General features: G+C 27.6%; 9 protein-coding genes. 1 reads left to right on the forward strand and 8 read right to left on the reverse strand.

The genetic code is table 11. The annotated features are described in order from the left end of the window. Positions 1–573: 573 nt before the first annotated feature. From ABCM86_RS13760 to ABCM86_RS13795, 8 genes are all read right to left on the reverse strand, one after another. Entirely contained in the window at positions 574–1,971 is a 1,398-nt protein-coding gene (locus ABCM86_RS13760; RefSeq protein ID WP_343004177.1) for a DnaB-like helicase C-terminal domain-containing protein, read from the reverse strand. A gap of 12 nt (positions 1,972–1,983) precedes the next feature. Next, entirely contained in the window at positions 1,984–2,802 is an 819-nt protein-coding gene (locus ABCM86_RS13765; RefSeq protein WP_343004178.1) for a hypothetical protein, read from the reverse strand. A 221-nt stretch (positions 2,803–3,023) separates the two neighbouring features. Continuing rightward, positions 3,024–3,749 (reverse strand): sigma-70 family RNA polymerase sigma factor, encoded by a 726-nt coding sequence (locus tag ABCM86_RS13770; RefSeq protein WP_343004179.1) that lies wholly within the window; start codon positions 3,747–3,749, stop codon positions 3,024–3,026. Positions 3,750–3,894: 145 nt separating this feature from the next. Beyond that, the gene (locus ABCM86_RS13775; RefSeq protein ID WP_343004180.1) at positions 3,895–4,353 is read right to left on the reverse strand and encodes a hypothetical protein; all 459 of its coding nucleotides are present in this window, start codon (positions 4,351–4,353) and stop codon (positions 3,895–3,897) included. A 10-nt stretch (positions 4,354–4,363) separates the two neighbouring features. Continuing rightward, positions 4,364–4,735 (reverse strand): hypothetical protein, encoded by a 372-nt coding sequence (locus ABCM86_RS13780; RefSeq protein WP_343004181.1) that lies wholly within the window; start codon positions 4,733–4,735, stop codon positions 4,364–4,366. A 330-nt stretch (positions 4,736–5,065) separates the two neighbouring features. Continuing rightward, entirely contained in the window at positions 5,066–5,623 is a 558-nt protein-coding gene (locus tag ABCM86_RS13785) for a tyrosine-type recombinase/integrase (protein ID WP_343004182.1), read from the reverse strand. A gap of 115 nt (positions 5,624–5,738) precedes the next feature. Then, complete coding sequence (locus ABCM86_RS13790; RefSeq protein WP_343004183.1) at positions 5,739–6,992, reverse strand: phage major capsid protein; 1,254 nt, start codon at positions 6,990–6,992, stop codon at positions 5,739–5,741. Between the two features lie 12 nt (positions 6,993–7,004). Further along, positions 7,005–7,385 (reverse strand): hypothetical protein, encoded by a 381-nt coding sequence (locus ABCM86_RS13795; RefSeq protein ID WP_343004184.1) that lies wholly within the window; start codon positions 7,383–7,385, stop codon positions 7,005–7,007. 641 nt (positions 7,386–8,026) lie between these two features. On the opposite strand from ABCM86_RS13795, the gene ABCM86_RS13800 reads away from it, so the two are divergent. After that, positions 8,027–8,185: a DNA-binding protein gene (locus tag ABCM86_RS13800; protein ID WP_343004185.1), complete on the forward strand. Its 159-nt coding sequence runs from the start codon at positions 8,027–8,029 to the stop codon at positions 8,183–8,185. Positions 8,186–8,487: the final 302 nt, after the last annotated feature.

Raw genomic sequence — 8,487 nt, forward strand, 5'->3', positions numbered from 1 at the left:
GCTCTAATATAATAAGAACATTAGTATATTTAAAACTTTGTCTGCCGTCGTGAATTACGACCCCAGCTGTTCTAAATATACTAATGTTACTTTTAGATGACCTAACTCAACGGCGAAACCCCCTTGAGTTGCAAGTTGAATATCAAAGCCGAAAAATCGGCCGTGACTAACCACAAAATCGTTGTCAGCTAAAATCATTAGTAGTGATGTTGATATTATCGACTTAAAAGTTGTGGGCGAAAGCCATGACAAGTTTAGGTTATATAGGGCGTAAAGTTCTTGACACCCTAAGCCGTCAATTTAACGGGGTAGCTCAAAATTGAGCAGGCCTTGAATTAGGGCAGTGGTTTTTCTTTTTAAAAAGGTAAAACCTTGACGAGGTTTAAGCCGTAAGGGGGTAGCAAAATGCGATACCCTTGTTGGGGGTAGCAAAATGCGATACCCTTGTTCTAAATATACTAATGTTAATTCTATATCTACCTTGACCTGAGTTACATATTGTGTAAGTCAGCGTTCTAAATATACTAATGTTAATTCTATATTTTAAAAGTGAATGGAGATTCTCCATTGAGTTTAACCTATTGGAAAATAATTCATTGTTTTACCTTCAAATAGGTAATATTGACTTCCTTTTGTTCCTGTTCTGTTCTTATCAACTATTACCTCTACAAATGTACATCCACTGTCGTTAAAATTTTGTATCTTTTCTTTTAAAGTATCAACTTCTGGTTTAGCCCCTTCGTAAGGTGTAGCTAGTTCTTTAATTCTTTCGCTTCTTTTTATAGCTTCCTCTAAGTTCCTATCCCCGTTTACTTCCCATAGATATATAACTATATTGCTATCCATATAAATCGCTCTTGATTCTCTTGTGAAACTTTCTCCATGTGGTCTGTAATCTCCAGTTCCTGTTCCTTTTTCAGCTAGTTGTGTTAATTGTATAACTGTTATATTTAAATCTATAGTCATATTTTTTAATGCTCTAGATAGTTCGGCAACTTGTCTTTCTCTTGGTAGTTTGTTATCTGTTGGCTGTAATAATTGTAAATAATCTATTACCAGTATATCTGGTTTTACCTTTCTTACTTGTTTTTGTATATCAAAAATAGTAGCGGAACTTTGATCTATATATAAATTACTCTTAGAAAATAATTTCATTGCATTTATTATATTTTTATAATCCTCACTAGATAACCCATCTTTTACTAATTTTTCATTTCCAATGTTACAATAAGATAATACTAATCTTTGTGTTACCTCTTCCTTTGTCATTTCTCTAGTTACATATAGTATTTTAGGTTGTTTTTTATTTTTTTCTAGACAAATATTTTTAATAATTTGCAATGCAAGGGAACTTTTACCTTGTCCAGAAGGTGCTCCTATTGTTATTAATTGCCCTTTTCCAAATCCTCCAGTATGTTTATCTATTATAGATATACCAGTTTTTATTTTTTCCTCTAACTTTCCTAGCTGTATTTGTTCAATATTATTAAAAACTTCCTGTAATATAATATTTATATTTTCTGCTCCTCCGTTTTCGTCTGAAGTCAATGATTGTGTATCGGCTTCAAATTTACTCATAGTATAATCAATACTTTCTCCTCTTTCTAAATCTTTTGTTACTGTATGAGCTTTTAACCATAGTGTTCTTTTTTGTGAGTTGCTTTTTACTATATTTGCATAATATTTTACGTTGTCTGTTGTAGGAACAATAGTAGATAAACTGGTTATATAACCTATACCACCAATTTCCTTTAAATATCCCTGTGTTTTTAGCTCATCTGCCAATGTTATTAAATCTATTTCGGATTGATTCTCATAAAGATTTAACATACTCTTATAAATTACTCTATGTGCTTCTTTATAAAAATCTTTCTCTTTTAAAATATCGGTTACTTTTTCCATAATATCCTTATCTAGTAATATAGACCCAAGTACTGATTGTTCTGCTTCTATGTTATATAATTCACTCATTTTTATTACCTCCTAAAGCTCTCTACCTAAAATCGCAGCTAAATCTTTATTGGCTTGCTCTTTTATCTTTCTACTAGCTTCAAAGTCTATTATTCTATTTTGTTCTTTTATTGGTTCTATGTAATTATTATCTAGATAATCTATGTAAGCTCCATTAAAAAATGTATCTCCATGTTTTATATATTGTTTATCTGTTTCTTTTACTTCTAAAGAATATCTTTCTACACATCTTTTTACTTGCTCATATCCATATTTTTTTATAAGTTTAGGTAATTTTTTATAAGCTTTCGCCTTTCCTTTTTTATTAGGGTATATTTTCCAAACCAAATCACATTCATGTGCAAAGTCATTTTGCACTATATTATTATTTTTATTATTTATTATATTATTTATTTTAGGTGTGCCCTCAACTGTGCCCTCAACTGTGCCCGAACTGTGCCCTTGATTGTTTGTTTTTGTTGGAATTTCAACGTTTAACTGTGCCCCAACTGTGCCCTCAACTGTGCCCTCAACTGTGCCCTTTTTTGCATCATTTTCTGTGTAAGTTTTTAATATATAAATACTAGATTCTTTTTTGCTATTAGCTTTTCTGATTAATTCTATAAATCCATCTTTTATAAATTGATTAATTAATCTTCTAGCTACTTTTTCAGTAACTTCAATGTCTTTAGCTACTGTTCTAACTGTAATATCTACTTGTCCAATAGGTAATCCTTTAAGTCTAGAATAGTTTTCTTTTCTTATAAGGTAATCATAAAATCTATGTTCTGGTGTTCCATATTTGAATTGTAATGCTCTTGTATCATATTTGTAATAACTTATTTGTTGCATAAAAAATACCTCCTTAAAATGTTTTAAGAAGGCTCGTCCATTTATTTTATACATAAATATTGTATATACTTCTAACAATATGTTATAATATTTATATAAGTATAAATATTGTATAAAATAAATGGTTGCGAGCCTATTATTTTAAACTGAAAGAGTAGTTATTGCCAGTAACTACTCTTTTTTATTGCTTAAATATATTTTACCATAGTTACTGGATAATTTTATATTTTTTTACTAATCATTTTGTTTATGCTCATTTTATTTTCTAATAGTTTCTTATTTTCTTTTTCTAGTTCTCTTCTTAAACTTTCTATTTTATTTTCGTAATATATATCTTTGTCCCAGTCTGTACTTTTCCAACTGTTAACTTTAGATCTTTCTAGTTCGAAAAATCTTAATCGAATTAAATTACTTTTTCTTACAAGTTTATTTCTAGCTTCTGAATATGTTTTGGAAACTTTATTTACTTTTATGTTTAATATATCAGCAATTTCATTGTCTGTTTTGTCATCGAATATTTTTAAAAAAATTATATCTCTTTGATTTCCTTTAAGAACTTTGTCTATTTCGTCTATGTACTCTTTTATAATTAATGTATCTAATGCCGTATTTTCTACATTTATATTTTCATCTGAAACTGTTTCCTCTAGGTATATTTCATCATCAGTATTATTTATTTGTTTATTTAAAGAAATTAAATTGCTACAAAATCTTTTTGCCCTTCCTAATCCTTGAAATTCTTTTAATATATATCGTTCTACACAAGTATAATAATAACTTAATCTTGAAGTTCCTTTATCATCTTTATAGGTATCAAATACATTTATTAAGCCTAATGCTCCTATTTGGATTAACTCTTCCATATCTAAATTAAATTTATTATTTTTATATTTTCGTGCTAACCTTTTTAGCATAGGCTCCCATTGTAGGTAATCTTGGTTAGTCATACAATTATCCCCTTTTTAAAAAGTAATATAGCTCTTTATAATATCAGTTCCCCTGTATGGAGTAATATTCCATCAGCTTTTATTATGGTTTATATATAAAGTTGCTTATGACACAAGCAACAATTTAGAACTAAGTAATATTCCATCAGCTTTTATTATGGTTTATATATTTTTTAGCTCTATAATATAAAACTAGATATATATACTGTGATGTAATCTTTTTAGAGATTGGAACTATTTTTAAATTAGGATATAGAGTTTCAAGTTTTATAACTTGGTTTCTCATGCTTCCTGAAAATAATTTCTTATAAAATTTTTCGTCCTCAACCAATAGAATAATTTCGTTTTTATTTGAGTAAGCTCTTTTAAATCCTTTAAAAAAACGGTTATTATTATTAATGTCTTTTGTTGGATCTAAAAGAACGTTTAAAAAATCTTCATAGTTCGAAAGTCTTTTTATTATTACTGGAACAGTTAAAGTGTTTACCTCTGCTATATAATCTCCGAATAAAAGTCCTTTTCGCTCTATTTTTGTGAATTTATTAAGTTGTTGGATTATGTATTTATCATTTTCTTTTCTATCTATTAAAATTTTAAATTCCATTGTTATTCCCCTAATCGTTTTTACTCATTACAAAAGCCATAAATCCATCATCATCATCTGGTTGTTTTGGAAGTAGTTCCATAAGTTGCTTAACGACGTTAGTATAATTTTTTATCATAGTGTTATAAATTTCTACTTCCGGACATTTCTTTGTACCCTTTTGATGTTCTCCGTTCTGATATTCTTCTGTATAACCTTTAGTATTTATTAATTCTTGTAAGTCCTTTAGAGTTACACCCATGAAAGCAGCGTTTTCGATTAAACCTTTTACAACATTTTTTTTATCTTCTGGTATATCTTTGAATATTTTATTTAATTTCGATAACTCTTTTTTAATTTTCTTGTTTTTTTCAATAGTTTTGATATTTATTACTTTTTCCAATATCTACACCCCCCTATATTTTGCCTTGTGTGTTTTTTGAAAGTCCACATCGAAGGTTCCCTATGAGAGAAATAATTTTATTTTAGGGGGGGAGTAAAAAAATTTTCTCCGACCTCTATTTTATTTACTTCTCTTTCTTAAGCTTCTATTTATTATTTTTTTATATGTTTTTATATTAATAATTCGCTCGATTTCTCTTCTGATTCGCCTGTTGAATTTCCTTTTAGTGTAGAATGAGAAACTGGAGCATTGTCCTCTAAACCTTCTTATATAATCACTTGAGCCTTGTCCTAATTTTGAGTTTATCACTATTCTTTTTTAAGTAACTCATTATAAATAACTAAGTTTTCTTATACATTTATCTATATCCATATTATTAATACCAATATATCTTAATGTACTTGCCATATCCTTTTGTCCTAAGATCTCCATAACTAACCCTACATCTTTATTACTTGCAATATATAAATTATATCCAGCAGTCTTTCGCATTGTGTGAGTTCCTATGTTCATATCTAGTCCTATATCTCTACTTGCTTCATTAAGTATTTGATAGGCTCTTTCTCTTGTTATTGGTTTGTTATAACCTTGTCTGCTCTTTATTAGATAGTCATTCTTTGCTAGGTTATTATCTTCCACATATTCCTTTATAAGCTTCTTTAATTCTTTATTGATAGGAATATATACATATTCTTTTGTTTTCTGTTGCTTGACTTCTAATCTATTTTTACAGTAAATATCTTTAACTTTTAGCTTTAATATGTCTGATATTCTAAGTCCTGTATATATACCTATTGCGAATAATATTTTATCTCGTGGGTTTCTATATTCTAAAATCTCTAACATATTTCTAATATCATCTTTTGATTTTATTGGCTCAACTTTCATATTATCACCTCATATCTGACTACTATAATATATCGGTATGGTTAAAAGTACTAAGTCGATACCTCTATCAACTCAGTACTCTGCACAATTAAATTTATTAAAACTTAGGATAAACTTATTTAATACCAGTAATCTTACATATATGCTTAGGATAAACTGTTGAGCAATCTTGCATAGTGAATATTTGGAAACCAACTAATCCATTTTTTAAACATTTTTCATCTTCTATAATTTTTATTTGAATATTTTCTTGTAGACCTATTAATAAGGCTTGTGGGTCAAATACAAGGGCATCACTACCATCTGAAGAATCATAAGCTAATTGATTAGAAACTATATGATTTAAGTTTTGAACAGATTTTGGAGCTTCTAAATATTGTCCTTCTGTTGTTTTTAATAAAGATAGCAATTCCTCTGTTTCTGAATTATATCCAAATACTGTTGGATTTCCATTTGCTTTTTTCACTTTTCCAATAGCTTTTATAATATCATCATAACCAGAGTTTGCTGTTGCAGTAATTGAATTTATATCTGTATCATTAAGTATTCCAACTGGTGCGAAATCATCAAATTTTGAATCTGTTTCGTTATATTGTCCATATAAAAAAGCTTTATCTATTCCTTGTGCTATTGATTGAGCAAAGGTATTTCTTATTACATTCTCTAAATTTTTACTTGATTTTATAGCTTCTAATGTAACATAAGCATAACCATAACAAGTTTTCGCTTTTAGATTAACATCATCAAGTTCAATATTGCTTTCTGTTGCAGCTTCTCCTTCTTTTTTAAATTTAAATATGGGATCTGATTTAACCCTACTTATTTTCATATTATCTGTTTCCATCGGAATTATAGGAACGTTTGCACTTGTAAATAGAGATATACTTCTAGCTAAATCTATTATTTGTGATGATAATATAGCTGGAATTAATACTCCTGATGTTGTAGTTGTTATTGCATTTTTCATAGCTTTATTATCCCATTTACCAGTAACAACACCCTTTATTAATTCTCCTAAAGCTCCCTCATGTCCGAATATTTCTTTATCTTCTTCGGAAACTTTTATTCTATCAGCAAATTTTTCATTTTTATTTATGAATAATGACTTTGTATGTTGTTCTTTTGTAATATGTCCACCATTTCCAAAAGTGACAGTATTATTACTTTGCATATATCCTGGAACAAAATTATTATTGTCTTGTAAAGCTCTAAAATTAGCTTTTGCAACGGCTTCTTTTTCGAAATCATCGTCTAATTTTTCGATTTTGTCTTTTATTTCGTTAAATTCTTCTATTTTGTTAGCATCAATTAGCCTTTGACCTTCTTTAATTAATTCTTCTCTTTTTGCTTTATATTCTTCTCTATTCATATTTTCACCACCTTATTTTAATGTTCCATTTTTATTTAAATAGCCTTTTTCAATTTGTAAATTTGAAATAGATTTCATTAAATTAATAAATTTACTTTCCATTAGATCACATACTATAGCTTCTGGACTACCTTCCCATGTTGCTTTCGGAATAACCTCATACATTTTAACAACTAATCTATATAAAGCTTTCAATTCGTCCTCTGATAAAGAATTTAAATCAAAGGTTAATTTAACCCTATCTCTTTCATTTATAAAATTATCTATGGCCTTTCTAACAACTGTTGAATTGCTAACTTCTCCACCTTCTGGCATCTGTTTTTCGATATCTTCAATAACTTTTTTTAATTTTGTATTTTGTTCATCTGAAATTCTAACGTTTACGTTTGGCATTTTAAAACCTCCTTCTATTTATATATCAAAATGTTTTTCTTTCTTTTATTGTAACACAAAGTAAGCATAATTACCATAAATTACTAAAAATAAATTTGATTTCTGACATAAAAACTGACATAAAAATTAATATAAAAAATTAACTGATTGAAATTTCAACGAAAAATAAAAAAATGGCATAAAACTGTTAGTTTTGTGCCACCTTTTTTTTATTATTTAGACTGTTTTAAAAATCCTTCAATAAATATTTTAATTAGTCTTAAATTTTTTTCATCATCTATTGAGTCAATTAAATTTTTTATGTATTCTTTCATTTTGTTTTTAATCCCCCTTTTTGCAATAAATATACATGACAAGTCTGTATATTCTTTTTATATTTTCAATATTATCTATGTCATTCATCATTCTTATAATTGCATTTTTATAATTTTTCTTTTCCATGGTTTCCCCCTCCTACACAAAAGTTATACAACCCTTATACAATAAATATTATTACTTTCTAACTAAAAAGTCAATAAACTTTATACAATAATTGCCAAATTATGATACAATCATTATGTAATTATAAGTCTAAAAACCTCACTACTTTGATATATAAATAGATTTTAAAAGAATTTAAGAATTAGAAAGAAGGTTATAAAATGACAATAAGTAAAGATAAAATTAGAATGTCACTAATAATAAAAAAAGATCTAAAAGAGAAAATAGAGAAGGAGGCCAAAAAAGATAATAGAAGTGTAAACAATCTTATAAATACTGTTCTAATGGAATACTTAAATAAAAAAAAGGAAGGTAAATAAATACCTTCTTTTCTTTTTTCTTATATATCCTAAAAGCCGTTTAAATACGTTCCTATCCGTTTGTAACATTTAAATGAACAATCTATCAATAAAAACTATATAAAAGCTCTAAGACCTCTTATATTCGATTATTTCGCTATTTCCGATAAAAATAGAATCCTAAAAACTCGCAACATAGTGAACTATATCCAGTTTTTACTACAGGAACCCGTAGTTCTACGGTTTGCTCTAATATAATAAGAACATTAGTATATTTAAAACTTTGTCTGCCGTCGTGAATTACGACCCCAGCTGTTCTAAAT

This window comes from Clostridium sp. 2218st1_F5_2218SCRN_220325 (assembly GCF_039062665.1).
Classification (GTDB): Bacteria; Bacillota; Clostridia; order Peptostreptococcales; family Peptostreptococcaceae; genus Intestinibacter.